The organism is Agrobacterium sp. LAD9, from assembly GCF_003031125.1.
GTDB lineage: Bacteria > Pseudomonadota > Alphaproteobacteria > Rhizobiales > Rhizobiaceae > Agrobacterium > Agrobacterium radiobacter.
On the sequence record NZ_PHGS01000029.1, the window covers coordinates 108,460 to 126,911 of the forward strand.

Annotated in this window: 14 protein-coding genes; 10 read left to right on the forward strand and 4 right to left on the reverse strand. The window is 59.5% G+C overall.

Going from position 1 to position 18,452, the window contains the following annotated elements; genetic code table 11:
* Nucleotides 1-25 precede the first annotated feature (25 nt).
* From DA915_RS26335 to DA915_RS26375, 10 genes are all read left to right on the forward strand, one after another.
* The gene (locus tag DA915_RS26335) at nt 26-2,488 is read left to right on the forward strand and encodes a glycogen/starch/alpha-glucan phosphorylase (protein WP_003508578.1); all 2,463 of its coding nucleotides are present in this window, start codon (nt 26-28) and stop codon (nt 2,486-2,488) included.
* Nucleotides 2,488-4,695 (forward strand): 1,4-alpha-glucan branching protein GlgB, encoded by a 2,208-nt coding sequence (gene glgB, locus DA915_RS26340; protein WP_003508576.1) that lies wholly within the window; start codon nt 2,488-2,490, stop codon nt 4,693-4,695. Before DA915_RS26335 ends, glgB begins: the two co-directional genes overlap by 1 nt.
* Nucleotides 4,696-4,716: 21 nt before the next feature.
* The gene (gene glgC / locus DA915_RS26345; RefSeq protein ID WP_003508574.1) at nt 4,717-5,979 is read left to right on the forward strand and encodes a glucose-1-phosphate adenylyltransferase; all 1,263 of its coding nucleotides are present in this window, start codon (nt 4,717-4,719) and stop codon (nt 5,977-5,979) included.
* Between the two features lie 5 nt (nt 5,980-5,984).
* Nucleotides 5,985-7,427, forward strand: a complete 1,443-nt coding sequence (gene glgA, locus DA915_RS26350; RefSeq protein WP_080867082.1) for a glycogen synthase GlgA — start codon at nt 5,985-5,987, stop codon at nt 7,425-7,427.
* A 4-nt stretch (nt 7,428-7,431) separates the two neighbouring features.
* Nucleotides 7,432-9,060, forward strand: a complete 1,629-nt coding sequence (locus DA915_RS26355; RefSeq protein WP_003508565.1) for an alpha-D-glucose phosphate-specific phosphoglucomutase — start codon at nt 7,432-7,434, stop codon at nt 9,058-9,060.
* A gap of 106 nt (nt 9,061-9,166) precedes the next feature.
* Nucleotides 9,167-11,122, forward strand: a complete 1,956-nt coding sequence (gene glgX, locus DA915_RS26360; RefSeq protein ID WP_107677757.1) for a glycogen debranching protein GlgX — start codon at nt 9,167-9,169, stop codon at nt 11,120-11,122.
* 54 nt (nt 11,123-11,176) lie between these two features.
* Nucleotides 11,177-11,665 (forward strand): MaoC family dehydratase, encoded by a 489-nt coding sequence (locus tag DA915_RS26365; protein ID WP_020010027.1) that lies wholly within the window; start codon nt 11,177-11,179, stop codon nt 11,663-11,665.
* A gap of 23 nt (nt 11,666-11,688) precedes the next feature.
* Nucleotides 11,689-12,726: a DUF2332 domain-containing protein gene (locus tag DA915_RS26370; RefSeq protein ID WP_107677758.1), complete on the forward strand. Its 1,038-nt coding sequence runs from the start codon at nt 11,689-11,691 to the stop codon at nt 12,724-12,726.
* A 107-nt stretch (nt 12,727-12,833) separates the two neighbouring features.
* Nucleotides 12,834-13,373 (forward strand): hypothetical protein, encoded by a 540-nt coding sequence (locus DA915_RS29065; RefSeq protein ID WP_162690784.1) that lies wholly within the window; start codon nt 12,834-12,836, stop codon nt 13,371-13,373.
* Nucleotides 13,374-13,515: 142 nt separating this feature from the next.
* Nucleotides 13,516-14,124: a hypothetical protein gene (locus DA915_RS26375; protein WP_003508557.1), complete on the forward strand. Its 609-nt coding sequence runs from the start codon at nt 13,516-13,518 to the stop codon at nt 14,122-14,124.
* An 87-nt stretch (nt 14,125-14,211) separates the two neighbouring features.
* On the opposite strand, the gene DA915_RS26380 is transcribed toward DA915_RS26375, so the two are convergent.
* From DA915_RS26380 to DA915_RS26395, 4 genes are read right to left on the reverse strand one after another with little or no spacing between them, the layout of a single operon-like run.
* Nucleotides 14,212-14,766, reverse strand: coding sequence for a sarcosine oxidase subunit gamma (locus tag DA915_RS26380; RefSeq protein ID WP_107677759.1), 555 nt, complete (start codon nt 14,764-14,766; stop codon nt 14,212-14,214).
* Nucleotides 14,759-17,719: a sarcosine oxidase subunit alpha gene (locus DA915_RS26385; RefSeq protein WP_107677760.1), complete on the reverse strand. Its 2,961-nt coding sequence runs from the start codon at nt 17,717-17,719 to the stop codon at nt 14,759-14,761. Before DA915_RS26385 ends, DA915_RS26380 begins: the two co-directional genes overlap by 8 nt.
* A complete protein-coding gene (locus tag DA915_RS26390; RefSeq protein WP_020809520.1) occupies nt 17,716-18,030 on the reverse strand; it encodes a sarcosine oxidase subunit delta in 315 nt (104 codons plus the stop codon). Before DA915_RS26390 ends, DA915_RS26385 begins: the two co-directional genes overlap by 4 nt.
* A gap of 11 nt (nt 18,031-18,041) precedes the next feature.
* Entirely contained in the window at nt 18,042-18,452 is a 411-nt protein-coding gene (locus DA915_RS26395) for a hypothetical protein (RefSeq protein ID WP_035213317.1), read from the reverse strand.

Here is an 18,452-nt window from a genome sequence, read left to right on the forward strand (position 1 = left end):
CTCCCACCAAGGTGCTGACCGACCAATGATCAATAATCTAAACGCCGCCGATCTTCCCCGCCCCGCCCCGCGCAGTTCCAACCCGGAAATCATGGCGTCGGAAATCATCGAACGCCTCACCTACCGCATCGGCAAGGACGTCAAGGTTGCCAAGCCGCACGACTGGCTGACCGCAACCATCCTCGTCGTGCGCGACCGCATCATCGACAAATGGATGGAATCCACCCGCAAGGCCTATCACAACAATTCCAAGCGCGTTTATTACCTGTCGCTCGAATTCCTGATCGGTCGCCTGATGCGCGACGCCATCTCCAATATCGGCCTGATGCACGAAATCCGCGATGCGCTGTCCTCGCTCGGCGTCGATCTTGACGTCATCGCCGGTCTGGAGCCGGATGCAGCCCTTGGCAATGGCGGCCTTGGCCGTCTCGCCGCCTGTTTCATGGAATCCATGGCGACCGTCGATATTCCCGCCTATGGCTATGGCATCCGTTACGTGCACGGCCTCTTCCGCCAGCAGATGGCGGATGGCTGGCAGGTAGAACTGCCGGAAACCTGGCTGGCGCATGGCAACCCCTGGGAATTCGAACGCCGCGAAAGCTCCTATGAAATCGGCTTCGGCGGATCGGTGGAGACGATCGGCGGTTATGAAGATCCGCAGCGCTTCGTCTGGAAACCGGCCGAACGCGTCATCGCCATGGCTTACGACACGCCGGTCGTCGGCTGGCGCGGTACCCGCGTCAACACGCTTCGCCTGTGGTCGGCGCAGCCGATAGATCCCATTCTTTTGGCCGCCTTCAATGCCGGCGACCATATCGGCGCATTGCGCGAAAGCAACAAGGCGGAAAGCCTGACGCGGGTTCTCTACCCCGCCGATGCGACGCCGGCCGGTCAGGAACTGCGCCTGCGGCAGGAGTTCTTCTTCTCCTCCGCTTCGCTGCAGGACATTCTGCGCCGCCATCTGCAGCAGTACCCGGATTTCACCTCGCTGCCCGACAAGGTTTCGATCCAGCTTAACGACACGCATCCGGCCATTTCCATCTGCGAAATGATGCGCCTGCTCTGCGATGTCCATGGCCTTGAATTCGACGAAGCCTGGAAGATTACACAGGGCACCTTCTCCTACACCAACCACACGCTTCTGCCGGAAGCGCTGGAAAGCTGGCCGGTGCCGTTGCTCGAGCGCCTTTTGCCCCGGCACATGCAGATCGTTTACGCGATCAACGCCAATACGCTGCTCTTCGCCCGCAAGGAAAAGAAGATGGCGGATCAACAGATCCGTTCCATCTCTCTCATCGATGAAGGCGGCGAGCGCCGGGTGCGCATGGGCAACCTCGCCTTCATCGGCTCGCATTCCATCAACGGCGTTTCCGCACTTCATACCGAGCTGATGAAGGAAACGGTCTTTGCCGACCTGCACAGCCTTTATCCTGATCGTATCAACAACAAGACCAACGGCATTACGCCGCGCCGCTGGCTGATGCAGTGCAACCCCGGCCTGACGGGATTGATCAGGGAAGCGATCGGCGACGATTTCCTCGATGATGCGGAAAAGCTGACGGCACTCGACCGTTTCGCCGACGATGCCGGTTTCCGCGAGAAATTTGCCGAGGTGAAGCGTCTGAACAAGGTGCGGCTTGCCAATACGGTGGCGCAGCGCATGGGCATCCGCGTCGATCCCTCGGCCATGTTCGACATCCAGATCAAGCGCATCCACGAATATAAGCGCCAGCTTCTGAACCTTGTTGAGACTGTCGCCCTTTACGACCAGATCCGCTCCCACCCGGAACTGGATTGGGTGCCGCGCGTTAAGTTCTTCGCAGGCAAGGCGGCGCCGAGTTATCACAACGCGAAGCTGATCATCAAGCTTGCCAACGATATTGCCCGGGTCATCAACAACGATCCGGCCGTGCGCGGGCTTCTCAAAGTGGTGTTTGTTCCGAACTATAACGTCTCGCTTGCCGAAATCATGGTTCCCGCCGCCGATCTTTCGGAACAGATTTCGACGGCCGGCATGGAAGCTTCCGGCACCGGCAACATGAAATTTGCGCTGAACGGTGCGCTGACCATCGGCACGCTCGATGGCGCGAATGTGGAAATGCTCGAACATGTCGGCGCTGAGAACATCGTCATCTTCGGCATGACGGCGGAAGAAGTGGCCAGAGCTCGCGCCGAGGGCCACAATCCGCGTGCCATCATCGAAGGGTCTGCGGAATTGTCGCAGGCTCTGTCGTCCATCGCGTCGGGTGTGTTTTCACCGGATGATCGTTCGCGGTTTTCTGCCCTCATCGACGGCATATACAACAGCGACTGGTTCATGGTCGCCGCCGATTTCGACGCCTATGCCGACGCACAGCGCAAGGTGGACGCGATCTGGAGCGATCAGGATAGCTGGAACACCAAAGCAGTGCGCAACACGGCGCGTATGGGCTGGTTCTCGTCCGACAGGACGATCCGCCAATATGCCACCGAGATCTGGAGAGCCTGATGAAAAAACCGCTCAATTCGGCCGAAGAGAAAAAGACTGGCGAAATCACGAAGGCTGAAATCGAGGCGATCAAGAGCGGTTTGCATTCCAATCCCTTTGCCCTTCTCGGCGTTCACGAGACGCCGGAAGGGTTTTCCGCCCGCTGTTTCATTCCGGGCGCCGAGGAGGTTTCCGTCCTCACGCTGGATGGAAATTTCGTAGGTGAATTGAAGCGGCTTGATCCTGATGGTTTTTTCGAAGGCCGGATCGATCTTTCAAAGCGCCAGCCGGTGCGGTACCGCGCCAGCCGCGACGATGCCGAATGGGCGGTGACCGACCCCTATAGCTTCGGCCCTGTTCTCGGACCCATGGACGATTATTTCGTCCGTGAAGGATCGCATCTCAGGCTCTTCGACAGGATGGGCGCGCATCCGCTGAAACTCGAAGGCGTCGAAGGTTTTCACTTCGCCGTGTGGGCGCCCAATGCGCGGCGTGTTTCCGTCGTCGGCGATTTCAACAATTGGGATGGCCGCCGGCATGTGATGCGCTTCCGCAAGGATACCGGCATCTGGGAAATCTTCGCGCCTGACGTCTATGCCGGCTGCGCCTACAAGTTCGAAGTCCTCGGCGCCAATGGCGAGCTTCTGCCCCTGAAGGCCGACCCTTATGCCCGCCGCGCCGAATTGCGGCCGAAGAACGCTTCCGTCACCGCGCCGGAACTGACGCAGAAATGGGAAGATCAGGCCCACCGGGAACATTGGGCGCAGGTGGACCAGCGCCGCCAACCGATCAGCATCTATGAGGTGCATGCCGGCTCCTGGCAGCGCCGCGAGGACGGCACCTTCCTCAGCTGGGATGAACTCGCCGCCCAGCTCATTCCCTATTGTACGGATATGGGTTTTACCCATATCGAATTTCTGCCCATCACCGAACATCCCTATGATCCCTCCTGGGGTTACCAGACGACCGGCCTTTATGCGCCATCCGCCCGTTTCGGCGATCCCGAGGGCTTTGCCCGTTTCGTCAATGGCGCGCACAAGGTCGGTATCGGCGTTCTTCTCGACTGGGTTCCGGCGCATTTTCCGACCGATGAGCACGGGTTGCGCTGGTTCGACGGCACCGCGCTTTACGAGCACGCCGATCCGCGTCAGGGTTTTCACCCCGACTGGAACACGGCGATCTACAATTTCGGCCGTATCGAGGTCATGTCCTACCTCATCAACAACGCGCTTTATTGGGCCGAGAAATTCCATCTCGACGGCCTGCGCGTCGATGCGGTCGCCTCGATGCTCTATCTCGATTATTCCCGCAAGGAAGGCGAGTGGATCCCCAATGAATATGGCGGACGCGAAAATCTCGAATCCGTCCGCTTCCTGCAGAAGATGAATTCGCTCGTCTACGGCACCCATCCCGGCGTCATGACGATCGCGGAGGAATCCACCTCCTGGCCGAAAGTATCCCAGCCCGTCCACGAGGGCGGTCTCGGTTTCGGCTTCAAATGGAACATGGGCTTCATGCACGACACGCTGAGTTATTTCGCGCGTGAGCCGGTGCATCGCAAGTTCCACCATCAGGAACTGACCTTCGGCCTGCTTTACGCCTTCACCGAGAATTTCGTGCTTCCGCTTTCCCACGACGAGGTGGTGCACGGCAAGGGATCGCTGATCGCCAAGATGTCCGGCGATGACTGGCAGAAATTCGCCAATCTCCGCTCCTATTACGGCTTCATGTGGGGTTATCCCGGCAAGAAGCTGCTGTTCATGGGGCAGGAGTTCGCACAGTGGAGCGAATGGAGCGAAAAGGGGTCGCTCGACTGGAACCTGCGCCAATATCCGATGCATGAGGGCATGCGCCGCCTCGTGCGCGATCTCAACCTCACCTATCGATCCAAAGCTGCCCTGCACGCCCGTGACTGCGAACCTGACGGCTTCCGCTGGCTTGTGGTCGATGATCACGAGAATTCCGTCTTCGCCTGGCTGCGCACGGCGCCCGGCGAAAAGCCGGTGGCGGTCATCTGCAACCTCACCCCGGTCTATCGGGAAAATTATTATGTGCCGCTGCCTCTGGCGGGGCGGTGGCGGGAGATTCTCAACACCGATGCCGAAATTTATGGCGGTAGCGGCAAGGGAAATGGCGGACGCGTTCAGGCGGTCGATGCCGGCGGCGATATCGGGGCGATGCTCGTCCTGCCGCCGCTTGCCACGATCATGCTCGAACCGGAAAACTGACAGACAGAGAGGGAGGACACCATGTCGGAAAAAAGAGTTCAGCCTTTGGCGCGTGATGCAATGGCCTATGTCCTCGCAGGCGGCAGAGGCAGCCGCCTGAAGGAGCTGACGGACCGCCGGGCAAAACCCGCCGTCTATTTCGGCGGCAAGGCGCGTATCATCGATTTTGCGCTTTCCAACGCGCTCAATTCCGGCATTCGCCGCATCGGCGTCGCCACGCAATACAAGGCGCACTCCCTCATTCGCCACCTGCAGCGTGGCTGGGACTTCTTCCGCCCTGAACGGAACGAGAGCTTCGACATTCTTCCCGCCTCCCAGCGCGTTTCCGAAACGCAATGGTATGAAGGCACCGCCGACGCGGTTTACCAGAATATCGACATCATCGAGCCCTATGCGCCGGAATATATGGTCATCCTCGCCGGCGACCATATCTATAAGATGGACTACGAATACATGCTGCAGCAGCATGTCGATTCCGGCGCTGACGTGACGATCGGCTGCCTTGAAGTGCCGCGCATGGATGCGACCGGTTTCGGCGTGATGCATGTGAATGAAAAAGACGAGATCATCGATTTCATCGAAAAGCCGGCCGATCCGCCAGGCATTCCCGGCAATGAAGGCTTCGCACTCGCCTCCATGGGCATTTATGTCTTCCACACGAAATTCCTGATGGAAGCGCTGCGCCGCGACGCCGCCGATCCGACCTCCAGCCGCGACTTCGGCAAGGATATCATTCCCTATATCGTAAAGCACGGCAAAGCCGTCGCCCACCGCTTCGCAGACTCCTGCGTCCGCTCGGATTTCGAGCATGGTCCTTACTGGCGCGACGTGGGCACCATCGATGCCTACTGGCAGGCCAATATCGATCTCACGGATGTGGTGCCTGACCTCGATATCTACGACAAGTCCTGGCCGATCTGGACCTATGCGGAAATCACCCCGCCGGCGAAATTCGTGCATGACGATGAGAACCGCCGCGGTTCGGCCGTGTCTTCGGTTGTTTCCGGGGACTGCATCATTTCCGGTGCGGCCCTCACCCGCAGCCTCCTGTTTACCGGCGTGCGCGCCAATTCATACTCCCGCCTTGAGAATGCCGTAGTACTGCCGAGTGTGAAGATCGGGCGTCATGCCCAGCTCAGCAATGTCGTCATCGACCATGGCGTGGTCATTCCGGAAGGACTGATTGTAGGAGAAGACCCAGAACTGGATGCCAAACGTTTCCGCCGCACTGAAAACGGCATCTGCCTTATCACCCAATCGATGATCGACAAGCTGGACCTGTAGAGCCCATGAATGTCCTTTCGGTTTCATCCGAAATCTATCCCCTGATCAAGACCGGAGGGCTCGCCGACGTTGCCGGCGCGCTCCCCATCGCGCTCGAGGCCCTTGGCGTCAGGACGCGGACATTGATACCCGGATATCCGGCGGTGAAAGCCGCCGTGACAGACCCCGTCAAATGTCTGGAATTTACCGATCTGCTCGGCGAAAAAGCCGATGTGCTCGAAGTGCGGCATGAGGGGCTCGATCTCCTCATTCTCGATGCGCCCGCCTATTACGAGCGCTCCGGCGGCCCTTATCTCGACCAGACCGGCAAGGATTATCCAGACAATTGGAAGCGCTTCGCGGCACTGTCGCTCGCGGCGGCCCGTATTGCCGCCGGCGCGCTTCCCGGCTGGCGGCCGGATATCGTGCACGCCCATGACTGGCAGGCCGCCATGGCGCCGGTCTATATGCGTTATGCCGAAACGCCTGAGATTCCGAGCCTGCTCACCATCCACAACATCGCCTTTCAGGGCCAGTTCGGCGCCAATATCTTCAGCAAACTGGCGCTGCCACCGCATTCCTTCGGCATGGAAGGCATCGAATATTATAATGATGTGAGCTTCCTGAAGGGCGGCCTGCAGACGGCAACGGCGCTCAGCACCGTCAGCCCGTCCTATGCCGAGGAGATCCTCACCCCGCAATTCGGCATGGGCCTGCACGGCGTCATCGGCAGCCGCGCCCATGTGCTGCACGGCATCGTCAACGGCATCGATGCCGATGTCTGGAACCCGGCAACGGACCATCTGATCCACGACAATTATTCGGCCGCCAATCTCAAGAACCGCGCGCTGAACAAGAAGGCGGTCGCCGAACATTTCCGCATCGATGATGATGACAGCCCGCTGTTCTGCGTCATCTCCCGCCTCACCTGGCAGAAGGGCATCGACCTCATGGCGGAAGCCGTGGATGAGATCGTTTCGCTCGGCGGCCGTCTCGTGGTGCTTGGCGCGGGCGATGTGGCGCTGGAAGGCGCGCTTCTGGCGGCGGCATCCCGACACCATGGCCGCGTCGGCGTTGCCATCGGTTACAACGAACCCCTGTCGCATCTCATGCAGGCGGGCTGCGACGCGATCATCATTCCCTCGCGTTTCGAACCCTGCGGCCTCACCCAGCTTTACGCGCTGCGTTATGGCTGCATTCCGGTCGTCGCCCGCACCGGCGGCCTTGCCGATACGGTGATCGACGCCAACCATGCCGCCATCGCCAATAAATCGGCGACAGGCGTGCAATTTTCACCCGTCACGCTTGATGGTCTGAAACAGGCGATCCGCCGGACCGTCCGTTATTATCACGACCCGAAACTGTGGACACAAATGCAGAAACTCGGAATGAAATCCGATGTTTCCTGGGAAAAGAGCGCCGGTCTCTACGCCGCGCTTTACAGCCAGCTTATTTCGAAAGGCCATTGAAACAATGATCAAAACCATCAAGACGACGCCCTATCAGGACCAGAAGCCGGGCACATCCGGCCTGCGTAAGAAGGTGCCGGTCTTCGCCCAGGAAAATTACGCGGAGAACTTCATCCAGTCGATCTTCGACGCACTCGAAGGCTTTGAGGGCCAGACGCTGGTGATTGGTGGCGACGGCCGTTATTACAACCGCGAAGTCATCCAGAAGGCGATCAAGATGGCCGCCGCTGCCGGTTTCGGCAAGGTTCTGGTCGGTCAGGGCGGCATTCTCTCCACACCCGCCGCCTCCAACGTCATCCGCAAATACAAGGCCTTCGGCGGCATCGTGCTTTCCGCCAGCCATAATCCCGGCGGTCCGACCGAAGATTTCGGCATCAAATACAATATCGGTAATGGTGGTCCCGCACCTGAGAAGATCACGGACGCTATCTATGCCCGCTCGAAAGTCATCGACAGCTACAAAATCTCGGATGCCGCCGATATCGATCTAGACAAGATCGGCAGCTTCAAGGTGGACGAGCTGACTGTCGAGGTGATCGATCCGGTCGCCGATTATGCCGCCCTGATGGAAGAGCTGTTCGATTTCGACGCCATCCGCACGCTTATCGCCGGCGGCTTCAAGGTCGTGGTTGATTCCATGAGTGCCGTTACTGGCCCTTATGCCGTGGAAATCATCGAAAAGCGCCTCGGCGCACCGAAGGGTTCCGTCCGCAACGCCACACCGCTGCCGGATTTCGGCGGCCATCATCCCGACCCGAACCTTGTCCACGCCAAGGAGCTTTATGACGACGTCATGAGCCCGGAAGGCCCCGATTTCGGCGCCGCTTCCGATGGCGATGGCGACCGCAACATGGTCGTCGGCAAGGGCATGTTCGTCACGCCATCAGACAGTCTGGCCATCATCGCCGCCAATGCCAAACTCGCCCCCGGTTATGCGGCCGGCATTTCCGGTATCGCCCGCTCCATGCCGACAAGTGCGGCAGCCGACCGTGTCGCCGAAAAGCTCGGCCTTGGCATGTATGAGACGCCGACCGGCTGGAAATTCTTCGGCAACCTCATGGACGCCGGCAAGGTGACGATCTGCGGCGAAGAGAGCTTCGGCACCGGCTCCAACCATGTGCGCGAAAAGGATGGCCTCTGGGCTGTGCTCTACTGGCTGAACATCGTCGCCGCGCGCAAGGAAAGCGTGAAAGACATCGTCACCAGGCACTGGGCCGAATATGGCCGCAACTATTATTCGCGCCACGACTATGAGGAAGTGGATTCAGATGCGGCGAACACGCTGGTCGCCACCCTGCGCGAAAAGCTCGCAACGCTGCCGGGCACCAGCTACGGCAATCTGAAGGTCGCGGCGGCGGATGATTTTGCCTATCACGATCCGGTCGATCAGTCCGTCAGCAAAAATCAGGGCATCCGCATCCTCTTCGAAGGCGGTTCGCGCATCGTGCTGCGCCTTTCCGGCACCGGTACTGCGGGCGCGACGCTTCGCCTTTATGTCGAGCGTTACGAGGCGGATGCGGCCCGTCATGGCATCGAAACGCAGGAAGCGCTTTCCGACCTGATTGCCGTTGCCGATACGATCGCCGGCATCAGGGCCCATACCGGCCGCAACGCCCCGAGCGTTATTACGTAAGGGCTTGTCACCCGCTCATGAGGGACGCGCTGAAAGCGTCCCTCATTCGGCCTTGCCTCCCTTTTCCGTTCTGGAAGAGAAACACCATTCCCCGGAGAGACAGACCATGCAGATACCTTCCGTTTTCCCCAAAGGTGCAATCCAGATGGAAAACGGAACGGAATTCACGGTCTATTCCAGGCATGCCTCCCAGATCGATCTCTGCCTTTTTGATAAAACCGGCGAAAAAGAAACGGCGCGCCTGCCGATGGTGCGCGGCGCAGACGATATTCACAGATTGATCGTCGCCGACGTCGGCCTCGGCACGCGATACGGCTTTCGCGCTCACGGCATTTACGCCCCTGAACACGGCCTCTGGTTCGATCCCGCAAAGCTGCTGCTCGATCCCTATGCCACGGAGATCGACCGCCCCTTCCGACACGATCCAGCGCTTTACGCCTTTGGCGCGGAGACCGGCGAGATCATGCCGAAGGCGGTCCTTTCCCAATATGAGCCGGTCAAGCGCCATCAGCCGCATTTTGCCGAAGGCGGGCTGATTTATGAGCTTGCCGTCAAATCCTTCACGCAGTTGCATCCCGAGGTGCCGAAAGACATCAGAGGCACCGTCGCAGCACTTGCCCATCCCGCCATTCTCGCACACCTGAAAAAAATCGGCGTCGATGCGGTGGAATTGATGCCGATCACCGCTTGGATCGACGAGCGCCACCTGCCGCCTCTCGGCCTTTCCAATGCCTGGGGTTATAATCCCGTCGGCTTCATGGCGCTCGATCCGCGCCTCTGCCCCGGCGGCGTGCGGGAATTGCGAGATACGGTTGCGGCGCTGCATGCGGAAGGCATCGGCGTCATTCTCGATCTCGTCTTCAACCATACGGGTGAAAGCGATATCGAGGGCTCGATCCTGTCGTTGCGCGGGCTCGATAATCTCACCGCCTTCCGTCACCCACAGGGAAAACCGGGCGTGCTGGTCAACGATACCGGAACCGGCAACACGGTTGCCTGCGATCACCCCTGTATTCGCCAGCTCATCGTCGATTCCCTCAGGCATTTCGTTCTGAATGCCGGTGTGGACGGCTTCCGTTTCGATCTCGCGCCCGTGCTCGGAAGAACGGCCGCCGGCTTCGACATGGCGAGCGAGACGCTGGCCGCCATGCATTCGGACCCGGCGCTTTACGACCGGATCTTGATCGCCGAACCCTGGGATATCGGTCCCGGCGGATATCAGCTCGGCAATTTCCCTGAAAGCTTCCTCGAGTGGAACGATCGCGCCCGCGACGACATGCGCCGTTTCTGGCGTGGTGATGCCGGCACGACCGGGGCGCTGGCCAATGCGCTATCCGGTTCCTCGCCTGTCTTTTCCCGCCATGGCCGCTCGAAAAGCCGCAGTGTCAATTTCCTTGCCGCCCATGACGGTTTTACCCTGTTCGATCTTGTCAGCCATGAACGCAAGCACAATGAAAGGAACGGCGAGAGCAATCGCGACGGCCACAATGACAACCATTCCTGGAACAACGGTTTTGAAGGCCTGACCGATGATCCCGCCATTGTCGCCGCCCGGCTTGCGGATGTGAAAGCGCTGCTTTCCACGCTTTTCGTCAGCCGCGGCGCCTTGATGCTGACGGCGGGCGACGAGGGCGGCCGCAGCCAGCAGGGCAACAACAATGCCTATTGCCAGGACAATGAGATCAACTGGGTCGACTGGTCATCGCTTGTCCCCGAACTGATCGACCACACGGCCTTTCTTGCCGCATTGCGCAAACGTTTCGGCGTGTTTTCTGAGACGGGCTTCTTTTCCGGCAGGGACGATGTGACATGGCTTGCCCCCGCCGGAGAACCGATGACGACAGCAGATTGGGAAAGACCGGATGCGCAGGCCTTCGCCATGCTGCTTTCCACCCCGGACCGGGAGACCGGCGAGGATACCGAGCTTGCCGTTCTTATCAATCGCGGCCGCGAGATCGTTCCCTTCACCCTGCCGGGTGATGGCTGGCGCGCCATAGGTACGGATTTCGGCAATCCCGCCTTCCTGCCCGCCCGTTCGGTGGTGTTTTATCTGCGCAGTTGATCCCTTCGCGTCACGAGCCGTATAAGTCGCGGGAAACAATGCGGACGAGGTAACATGACAAAAGAAATTGCGCTGGCGGAAATGAAGGATCGCGTCGGCACGGAAATGGGCGTTTCCGACTGGATCACCGTTGACCAGACGATGATTGATGCCTTCGCAAAAGCGACGCTGGACGAACAGTTCATCCACACCGACCCGGAACGCGCCAAAGCGGAAAGCCCCTTCGGCGGCACCATCGCCCATGGCTTCCTGACGCTCTCCCTGCTTTCGGCGCTGAATTACGATGCCCTGCCCCGCATTCGCGAACAGACCATGGGCATCAATTACGGCTTCGATGCCATCCGTTTCGTCACGCCGGTCAAAAGCGGCGCGCGGGTGCGTGGCCGTTTCACGCTGGCGGAAGCGCGTTTTCGCGGGGCCGCCATGCTGATGACGACTTATGACGTGACGGTGGAAATCGAAAACGAGAAAAAACCGGCGCTTACCGCACGCTGGACCACCATCAGCCAGTTCAACCCGGAGGACAGGCCGCAAGACGCCTGAAACCACCGCAAGGGAGAGAGCGCATGCATGACGAAGCCGTAAGGAATGCGTTTCTCGTGCAGGCAAGAGCCTGCGACAGCCTTGGCTCGCCCTTTACCGCACGGCTATGCCGCGCGGTGGCAGCAAGGCTCGACCGCCAGACGGAGGTGGGCGAGCGGATTTTATCCTGGCCCGGCGATGTCGGCCCCTCAGGCGATTCCGTTCCCCTGCGGTTGGCGGGCGCCCTGCATGCGCTTGCCATCAAGGAAAAGATCGCGCCGCTTGTCGATATCCCGCCGGAAGACGAGGAGGCTCTCTGGCAGGCTTGCGCCAGCGCCCTGCGTTTTCATTCCGCCTTCATCCTTGAAAGGTTGAAATCACCACCGCAGACCAACGAGGTTCGCCGTTCCGCCGTGCTGCTGCCGGGCTTTCTTTCGATTGCGGAATTGACCGGCAAACCGCTGGTGCTTTCCGAAGTGGGAGCCAGCGCCGGCCTCAACCTGCAATTCGACCGTTACCAATATCACCTCGGCAAACTCACCTGGGGCGAACAATCCGATGTTATCCTGTCACCAGAATGGCGCGGCAATACCCCACCCCATGGGCGGATCGAGGTTATCGAGCGCGCCGGCTGCGATCTCAATCCGCTCGATCCGTCATCGGCCGAGGATCGTCTGCGCCTGATGTCCTATGTCTGGGCCGACCAGACCGACCGTCTGGAGCGCATCGCCGCCGCGTTGCGGATTGCGGTGGAGAACGGCCTGCAGGTCGAAAAGGCCGACGCCATAGACTGGCTGAAACGCCGCCTTGCCACGCAATATCCGGGTACTGCCCACGTCGTCTATCATACCGTCGCCTGGCAATATCTGCCCGATCCCTTGAAACAGGCAGGCGAGGCACTGATCGCCGAGGCCGGAACCCGTGCCACGCTGGAGGCCCTGCTTGCCCGCCTGCAAATGGAGGCGGATGCGACGTCCGGCAGTGCCGCCATTACCCTGCAAATCTGGCCGACCGGCGAGAAGCAGGAAATCGGCCGCGCCGATTTCCATGGGCGATGGGTGCAATGGCGAGGCTGGAAATAAGGGCAAAAAAATTTAGACGAAGAGATCGCCCAAAATCCAACTAGTACTTGTAAAATGAATACAACCATGCTCCTCTTCTTGAGACCTTATCTAGAGGGGGATTCTAATTGCGTATCAAAACCCCAAAAATCATAAATATTCTTATGTTTTGGACGTTAATTTCGACCCCGGTGCTCGCCCAGCAACAAATGGGATCGCAAGCCGCCATGAATGCGTGCGCAAACATTGCCACCTTACTGCAGATGGGAGGGCCACAACTGCAATCTGCATTTGGGCAGCATGCACTATTTGCAATTTTTCAACAAACTGGTGGAACAGGTCGCTATCTACCCCTAGTACAACTTGGACCTGTTCATAACGTTATGATAGGCGGGGAAAATGTACTTCCGTTGGGCAGTTTTTTGACTTGCCGGACCGTTCATCAGAATGGATATGCGGATTGGCAGCTTGCATTTTCTCAAATGACGCAGAGATTTGAGAATTTTCAGTTCAATTCGGTGCCTGGTGGAAACCCAAATCCAAACCCGACTCCGAATCCGACGCCAAATCCCAATCCCAATCCCAACCCGAATCCCACACCGAATCCGGTGCCAAAACCACCTTCGGATAATCAGGCCTGTCAAAAATTTCCCGAACTTTGCCCCTGAGGTGAACGCCATGATTACGAGACGCAGTCTTATTGTCGGATGCGGCGCAAGCCTCGCACTACCCGGGATATGCCGATGCCAGACATATAACGGATGCACGCTAACCGCCTCGGAGATTGCATCCGAAACGGATAACAAAACGATGGAGTTCTCCTACGTCGACGGCCAGGCTCCAATCGCCACGTCTGGAGATAAAGACTTTGACTACGCGCTGGCGCAGACCCTGAACTATCTCAGTAATCTTTTCGATGTCCTGCCCGGCTTCACTTATCTCGACGACGCGAAGGGGAAAAATGCCTATGCCAGTTCGGCCAACTATATGGGGCGCTCGGACGGTACGGTTCTTTTTGGCCTACGTTTTCTACAGGAATTTCTCAATCAGCCAGCCTATCCCGCCGCTTACATCGCAGCCGTATGCGCTCATGAGTTTGGGCATATCGCACAATATAAATATGGAATAGACGACCGATTGCGCGGGCAGCCGACCGTAAAAAGAATAGAGCTACATGCGGACTATCTAGCGGGATATTTTGCGGGCAACCGCAAGCTAGATAACGCAAATTTCCCGGCAGCGGTTATCGCCCAGGCACAATTCAGCGTGGGAGATCACGCAGTTGATAATCCCGGGCACCACGGCACGCCGGACGAGCGCGGAAATGCCGTAAAAGCCGGTTTTCTTGCCAGTTATCGCCAACGCCTAAAGTTCAAAGATGCACTGGAAGCCGGCGTTGCATATGTCCAAACCCTCTAAATTAAACACCCTGCCTGACTTTGGCTTTAAAAACTCCATGTCTTCAGACAGATATAAGCCGCTCTCTTTTTAAAGCGCTTGAAGAGTCTAAACCGCCACGTCCGCCGCCGCCTCCTGCAGCAGCCCGCCGACATATTCGGCAAAGGAGCGCCAGCATTCCACCCGGAACGTATCGTCCGCGGTGCGCAGCAGCACCACTTCCGCCTTGCCGAAGACGGTGCGTGAGCAAGCGCCGACAGGGAATTTTGCGTGAGAAAGGTCCTGCGGGCAGCCGGCATTGAGCGCTGCTTCCGCGCCAGCGCCGGAGACGATGACGGCCGTGTTGCGGTGGGAAACATCGGTTGCCGAAAACAGGCCCGCAACATTGGCGAGCGCTGCCATCAGGTCGCTTTCGCCCTGATCGATCACCAGCCATTCATCCGGCCCAATCCACAGGGCGGAACGCAGGCCCGACGTGACGGAGCTCTTCGGGCTGATGGGCAGCGCAAGACCGAGCGCTTCGGACAGCGCCGGTACAGCGCTTTCCCGTGCGCGTAGCGACAGCCGCGAGGCGGAAGCCGCAGGCTTCAGCGATACGAAGGGAGAGCCGCCGTGAAAATCCTCAAGCACGGATTTGCGTTTTGCGTGCAGCATGTCAGCCATTGAGACGGGCTCCTTCCTTGTCGAGGAAGACCATGTCGGTCACTTCGACGGCAATGGTTTTATCGGCAAGTGGAATATAGAGCGTTTCGCCCATGCGCGCCCTGCCATCCGCCACCAGCGCAAAAGCGATGGAGTGGCCGAGGTTTTCCGACCAGTAGGCCGAGGTGACATGGCCGAGCATGGTCATCGGTTTCGGCTGGTTCGGATCGACGACGATCTGGCCGCCCTCATCCGGAACGGTCAGCCGGTCCTTCGTCTTAAGGCCAACAAGCTGCTTGCGGCCGGAGCGCGTGAGATCGGGGCGTTTCAGCCCGCGGATACCGACGAAATCCGTCTTCTTTTTCGAAACGGCCCAGGCAAGCCCGGCATCGTCAGGTGTCACCGTTCCGTCTGTATCCTGCCCTACGATGATGTAACCCTTCTCGGCACGCAGGATATGCATGGTTTCGGTGCCATAAAGGCAGCCGCCGACGGCTTCCGCCCTGTCGCGGATCGCACTCCAGACGGCGGCGCCGTAATCGGCCGGCACATTGATTTCGAAGCCGAGTTCGCCGGTGAAGGAGACGCGGAAGAGGCGCGTTGGCACGCCGCAGAACTTGCCTTCGGCTACCGCCATATGCGGGAAGGCTTCCGGCGACAGATCGATACCCTCAACGAAGGGCGCGATGACTTCCCGCGCCTTCGGCCCCTGCACGGCAATGACAGCCCACTGTTCGGTTGCCGAGGTGAGCCAGACGTCGAGATCGGGGAATTCGGTCTGGAGATAATCTTCCATGTGCTGGAGAACGCGGGGCGCGCCGCCCGTCGTCGTCGTGACATGGAACCGGTCTTCGGCAAGACGGCCGACAACACCGTCATCGTAAACGAAACCGTCTTCACGGGTCATGATGCCATAACGGCAGCGGCCGGGTTTCAGAGTATCCCAGGCATTGGTGTAGATGAGGTTCAGGAACTTCGCCGCATCCGGGCCAACCACCTCGATCTTGCCGAGCGTGGAGGCATCGAACACGCCGACGCTCTCACGCACCGTCTTGCATTCGCGGTTGATCGCCTCATGCATGTCCTCGCCCGCCCGCGGGAAGAACCAGGCGCGTTTCCAGTTGCCGACATCCTCGAAAACCGCGCCGGCCGCAAGCTCTTCCTCGTGCATCGGCGTCTTGCGGGTGGGATCGAACAGCGCGCCGCGCGAATGGTTGATGAGCGTGCCGAAGGTGACCGGCGTATAGGGCTGGCGGAAGGTGGTGAGGCCGACCTTGGGCAAATCCCGACCAAGCGCCTCCGATGCGATGGCGAGACCATGCATGTTGGACATCTTGCCCTGATCCGACGCCATGCCGTTGGTGGTGAAGCGTTTGATATGCTCGACCGAATGCATGCCCTCGCGCACGGCAAGGCGAATATCCTTGGCGCAGACATCGTGCTGGAAATCGATGAAGGCCTTGACGCCGGTGCCCTCACCCGCGCCTTCGGCAGTACCGATCATGCCGCCCGTCCAGGCGCGCGCATTCTCGCCGGAAAACGCCACAGAACCGCCGCCGGCAGCTGTTGCCTCGGCAATGATTGCGGAAAGATCATCCGTGCCGTTGCAGGCGCCGATGGAAACGCAGTTCTGCACATGGATATCCGGCAGGAAGCGCTGGTTAGCCGCGTCAAACTTCAGCTTGCCGCGCGATTGCGAGAAGAGATGCACCGAGGGTGTCCAGCCGGCGGAAACGACAAGCGCATCGATGGCGATCTTGCGCTTGTTGGAGCCGCCATTGCGGCCAACGGTCATCGAGGAGACGCGCAGGCGGCCGGCGGTGTTGTAAACACTGTGACCCGCCAGCACTTCAATGCCGAGCGCCCGTGCTTCGTCCAGCAGGCGCTGATCCGGGTTCTCGCGGCAATCGACGATGGCGGCGATCTTCACCCCCGCCTTCTTGAGATCGAAGGCCGTCTCATAGGCCGAATCATGGGCGGTGTAGACCCCGACATTGTGGCCGACGGCCACACCATAATGGTTGAGGTAGGTGCGGGCGGCCGCAGCCAGCATGATGCCCGGGCGGTCATTGTTAGCGAAGACCATGTGGCGCTCGATTGCGCCCGCCGCGAGCACGATCTTCTTCGCACGCACTTGCCACAGCCGCTCACGCGGCTGGTGTCTGGCGGGCGTGGCGAGATGGTCGGTCACGCGCTCGGCCAGCGCCACGAAATTGTGGTTGTAATAACCAAAGGCCGTCGTGCGCGTCAGAACCCGCACATTGGGCAGGGCTTTCAGTTCGGCGAAAACCTTCTGCGCCCATTCATAACCGGGCAGACCATCGATGACTGCACCGGTATCGAAACGCAGCGCGCCGCCAACTTCGGCATTTTCATCCACCAGAATGACGCTGGCCCCGGTCTTTGCAGCAGCAAGCGCCGCCGTCAGGCCGGCAACGCCGGCGCCGGCGACGAGCACGTCGCAATGGGCATAACGGCCGGAATAGTGATCCGCATCCGGTTCGCTCGGCGCCTTGCCGAGACCGGCGGCGCGGCGGATCAGCGGTTCGTAAATCTTGTGCCAGGCGGCCTTCGGCCACATGAAGGTCTTGTAGTAGAAACCCGCGGCGAACATCGGCGACAGAAGATCGTTGATGGCGTTCAGATCGAAGGACAGCGACGGGAAACGGTTCTGCGAGGCGATGATGGCGCCGTCGAAAACCTCCTGCACCGTGGCGCGCACATTGGGCTGCTTGCGCAGGCTGTCGCGTGAGACATCGATCAGCGCATTCGGCTCTTCCGGTCCGGCGGAAAGGAAACCACGCGGCCGGTGATATTTGAACGAGCGGCCGATCAGATGCACGCCATTTGCCAGAAGCGCTGACGCGACCGTGTCGCCCTCCAGCGCCGGATAAATCTTGCCGTCGAAGGTGAAGCGTGCGGTTCTGGCGGGGGTCAGACGGCCAGCGCCCTTGATACGATAATCGCCGCTCATTTCCCGGCTCCCTTTTCTGCGGAAAGGACCGTTTCAGCATCGGGTTTCGGTTCACCCGCCTTGTAGGTCATCAGGAATTTGTCGCTCACCGAATCGCGGGCGGCGTTGAAGAAGCGGCCGCAGCCGTGAATGTGACGCCAGCGCTCGAAAACGAGGCCCTTGTCATTGTCGCGGATGAAGAAATACTCCGCGAAGGCCTCGTCGGAAATATCGGCGATGTTTTCCGGCCGGGCAATATGGGCTTCGCCCGCCCAGCGGAATTCCAGTTCGGAACGGTCTTCCCCGCAATAGGGGCAATGGATCAGAAGCATCGTCGCTCCACCTAGAGAGAATTTTCCGGAAGCGCTGTTCCGGCGGGTTGGTCACACAGCCGTCTGCCCATCGAAACGAACGGAGAAAGCCGCTTTAAAAGTTGCTCGAAATTATCGAATGGCCTCAGCGCCGAGGCCCGGCCCATATTGACGATGGCAACCGCCATCATGTCGGTGTCGATCGCGAAGGGGTAGTCCTGCTTACCGTCGTCCTGCTCGCCGACGAAATAAACCATCTTCGTCGTAAGGCTCGGCGCGCAGAGAAGCAGGCCTTTTTCCGCCACGAAGGGCCAGTCTTTCTCACCCTGCATTTTCGCAATCTTCTGGCTGCGGAAATCCTTAGCCTCGGGAATGACGCTGCCGGCGGGCACGGCTGCAGCCGCGCCAGATATATTGAGCGCAAGCATAGCCGCCGCCGCCAG

What these genes read in the sequence shown, in the direction of transcription:
- DA915_RS26335 (WP_003508578.1), top strand. Translation starts at nt 26, where the DNA reads ATGATCAATAATCTAAACGCCGCCGATCTTCCCCGCCCCGCCCCGCGC.
- glgB (WP_003508576.1), top strand. Translation starts at nt 2,488, where the DNA reads ATGAAAAAACCGCTCAATTCGGCCGAAGAGAAAAAGACTGGCGAAATC.
- glgC (WP_003508574.1), top strand. Translation starts at nt 4,717, where the DNA reads ATGTCGGAAAAAAGAGTTCAGCCTTTGGCGCGTGATGCAATGGCCTAT.
- glgA (WP_080867082.1), top strand. Translation starts at nt 5,985, where the DNA reads ATGAATGTCCTTTCGGTTTCATCCGAAATCTATCCCCTGATCAAGACC.
- DA915_RS26355 (WP_003508565.1), top strand. Translation starts at nt 7,432, where the DNA reads ATGATCAAAACCATCAAGACGACGCCCTATCAGGACCAGAAGCCGGGC.
- glgX (WP_107677757.1), top strand. Translation starts at nt 9,167, where the DNA reads ATGCAGATACCTTCCGTTTTCCCCAAAGGTGCAATCCAGATGGAAAAC.
- DA915_RS26365 (WP_020010027.1), top strand. Translation starts at nt 11,177, where the DNA reads ATGACAAAAGAAATTGCGCTGGCGGAAATGAAGGATCGCGTCGGCACG.
- DA915_RS26370 (WP_107677758.1), top strand. Translation starts at nt 11,689, where the DNA reads ATGCATGACGAAGCCGTAAGGAATGCGTTTCTCGTGCAGGCAAGAGCC.
- DA915_RS26375 (WP_003508557.1), top strand. Translation starts at nt 13,516, where the DNA reads ATGGAGTTCTCCTACGTCGACGGCCAGGCTCCAATCGCCACGTCTGGA.
- DA915_RS26380 (WP_107677759.1), bottom strand. Translation starts at nt 14,766, where the DNA reads ATGGCTGACATGCTGCACGCAAAACGCAAATCCGTGCTTGAGGATTTT.
- DA915_RS26385 (WP_107677760.1), bottom strand. Translation starts at nt 17,719, where the DNA reads ATGAGCGGCGATTATCGTATCAAGGGCGCTGGCCGTCTGACCCCCGCC.
- DA915_RS26390 (WP_020809520.1), bottom strand. Translation starts at nt 18,030, where the DNA reads ATGCTTCTGATCCATTGCCCCTATTGCGGGGAAGACCGTTCCGAACTG.